The sequence below is a fragment of the Nitratidesulfovibrio liaohensis genome (assembly GCF_011682075.1).
Lineage (GTDB): Bacteria > Desulfobacterota > Desulfovibrionia > Desulfovibrionales > Desulfovibrionaceae > Cupidesulfovibrio > Cupidesulfovibrio liaohensis.
In genome coordinates this window covers 1-3,028 of record NZ_VSMK01000340.1, presented here as the reverse complement: position 1 = coordinate 3,028, position 3,028 = coordinate 1, and the positions used below count along the sequence as shown (strand labels likewise).

Annotated in this window: 3 protein-coding genes; all 3 read left to right on the top strand. The window is 67.0% G+C overall.

Features of this window, described 5'->3' with window-relative positions; genetic code table 11:
• Nucleotides 1-2,149 (top strand): molybdopterin-dependent oxidoreductase (locus tag FVW27_RS11805; protein ID WP_167125383.1); only part of this gene is annotated, 2,149 nt, incomplete at its 5' end.
• A gap of 11 nt (nucleotides 2,150-2,160) precedes the next feature.
• The gene (locus FVW27_RS11800) at nucleotides 2,161-2,727 is read left to right on the top strand and encodes a 4Fe-4S dicluster domain-containing protein (protein ID WP_167125381.1); all 567 of its coding nucleotides are present in this window, start codon (nucleotides 2,161-2,163) and stop codon (nucleotides 2,725-2,727) included.
• Between the two features lie 5 nt (nucleotides 2,728-2,732).
• The coding region (locus FVW27_RS11795) for a DmsC/YnfH family molybdoenzyme membrane anchor subunit (protein WP_243838391.1) at nucleotides 2,733-3,028 on the top strand (296 nt) is incomplete at its 3' end.

Here is a 3,028-nt window from a genome sequence, read left to right as displayed (position 1 = left end):
CGGCCCCTGCGGCCTGCTGCGGCCGGCGCAGGCGGCCCCGCTGAAGGGCGGCGGCTACGCGGGCGGCTATGCCGTGCACCGGCAGGTGTGCCCGCGCAACTGTTACGACACCTGCATGATGCTGTCCCACGTCAAGGACGGGCGGGTGGAGTTCGTGGAAGGCGATCCCGCCTGCACCTTCACCGGGGGTGGGCTGTGCGTGAAGGGCAACTCGTACGTGGGCAGCGCCTACAGCCCCGACCGCATCAAGTACCCCATGGAGCAGCAGGGACGCGGCACCGGCAAGTGGAAGCGCCTGAGCTGGGACGAGGCCATCGACAAGATCGCCCGCAAGATCGTCGAGTGCAAACAGAAGGACGGTTCGCTGCTGGGCGTGGGGCTGAACCGCCTCTCCGGGCACCAGGGCGTCACCCCCAACGTGGCTGACGGCATGTTCGCCTCCATGGGCCACATCACCCGGCTGGTGGGCACCCCGTGCTGGCCCGCGGGCATCGACGCCCAGTCGTACGACATGGGCAAGATGCTGGCCGACGACCCCGAGGAAATGCCCGAATCGCGCTACGTCATCCTGTGGGGCGGCAACCCGGCGTACTGTTCCATCCACTCCATGAAGTACGTCTACGCCGCGCGCGAACGCGGGGCCAAGATCCTGTGCATCGACCCGGTGTTCACCCAGACCGCGGCCAAGGCCGACGAATACTGGCAGATTCGCACCGGTACCGATGGCGCGCTGGCGCTGGGCATGTGCCGCCACATCCTGGACAAGGGGCTGGCCGACCAGCACTGGCTGGCCGCCAACGCCAGCGGCTACGACGAATTCGTGGCCTACCTGCGCGACAACGTCACCGTGGAATGGGCCAGCAAGGAAACCGGCATCCCCGAGGACAAGATCCGCGCCGTGGCCGAGGAATTCGCCACGGCGAAACCCGCCACCATCTGGATGGGCTACGGACTGCAACGCCACACCAACGGCGGGGCCACCATCCGCAGCATCGACGCCCTGTGCGCCATGACCGGCAACATCGGCGTGACCGGTGGCGGCGCGCGCTACGGCAGCCTGCTGAACTACGTGTTCACCGGGGCGCACGGCGCGTTCCAGCCGCCCGCGGGGTCCGTGGGAGTGCAGACCACCGCGCCCGACGGCAGCGTGAAAAACGCCCGCCGCATGCTGAACATCAACAAGATGGCCGAAATGCTGCTGACGGCGGACAACCCGCCCGTGCGCCTGCTGTGGATCACAGGGTGCAACCCCGTCTCGCAGATATTCGACCACCAGAAGATGCTGAAGGCCCTGGCGCGCATGGAAATGACCGTGGTGGTGGACCTGTTCTTCAACCAGACCGTGGAACAGGCCGACATCGTGCTGCCCGTGACCACCCTGTTCGAGGAATGGAACGCCAACGCCGGCTACTGGCACCGCTGGGTGGGCATCAACGAAAAGGCCATCGAGCCGCTGCACGAGGCCAAGTGTCAGGTGGACATCGCCAAACTGCTCACCGCCCGGCTGAACCAGCTGTCGCCCGGCTTCAGCACCTTCCCGGCAGACGCGGACCCGCGCGCCCTGCTGATGGCCGAATGCGGCCAGGCCATGAAGGACCACTTCGGCATAGCCTCCATGGAAGACCTGCTGAAGGCCCCGGCCAAGGCCCAAAAGCCCGGCCCGGCGTGGTCCGACGGCAAGTTCCTGACTCCCTCCGGCAGGTACGAGTTCAAGTCGGACATCTGCGCCAGGAACGGCTTGAACGCCCTGCCGGTGTACGTGCCGGGGCGCAAGCCCTTCGGCCCGCTGCGGGTGCTGACCCCGCACGCCAAGTTCGGCCTGCATTCGCAGTTCATCAACCTGGAATGGATGGAAGACTTCAACCCGGAACCCATCGTGTACATCCACCCGGAAACGGCGGCGGCCCGCTCCATCCGCGACGGCGACATGGTCGAGGTCAAGGCGCGCACCGGGGCCACCCGGCTGCGGGCGCGGCTGACCGGCAACATGCCGCGCGACCACATCCTGCTGTACGAGGCGTGGTTCCGGAACAACACGTACAACTGCCAGAACCTGGTGGACGAGGAGAGCGCCGACATGGGCGAGTGGAAGACCGGCGCGCCCGGCGTGGCCATTCATGACCAGTTTGCCGACGTGGCACGCGTCTAGGAGCGGGAATCATGAAAAAGCAACTCGGTTTCCTCGTGGACACGGAAAAGTGCATCGGCTGCTTTACCTGCGCCATGGCCTGCAAGAACGTGTACCACCAGCAGAAGGGCATCGTGTGGCGGCAGGTGCACCCCATGGGTGAATCCATCTACCCCCACCACGAACGGGCGTGGCTTTCGCTGGCTTGCAACCACTGCGAAAACCCGGTCTGCCTCGAACAGTGCCCGGTGAAGGCGTACACCAAGCGCGAGGATGGCATCGTGGTGCACGACCAGGACGCCTGCATCGGCTGTGGCAACTGCGTGCGTTCGTGCCCGTACGGCGCGCCCAGGATGAACCCCGTGGAAAAGCGCGCCGAAAAGTGCAGCATGTGCTGGCAGCGCATCGACGCCGGGCTGGACCCGGCCTGCGTGCACAGCTGCCCGGTGGGGGCGCTGTCCATCACGGACATCTCCACCGCCCGGCTGGACGGCTGGGTGCAGTACCCGGCGGGCTACCCCGAATCCAAGCGGCTCAACCCCTCCACCCGCTTCAAGGCCCCGCGCCAACCGCGCGAGGTACGGAGGAACGACGCATGAACTCCATGGAACTTCCCCTCGTGATCTTCACGGTGCTCAGCCAGGGCGCCGTGGGGCTGGTTGCCCTGACGGCGACCCGGCAATGGGCGAGCGATGGCGGGTCCGACATGGCCCAGGCCCCGCGCACGGCATGGCTGACGGCCGTTGTGCTGCTGGCGCTGGGCGCGTTCGCCGCCATGTTCCATCTGGGCCACATGGGCGGTGCGGTGCGCACCCTGGCCAACCTGGAATCGGCGTGGCTCAGCCGTGAAGGGCTGGCCCTTGGCGCCACCGGCGCGCTGCTGCTGGCGGGGTACCTGTC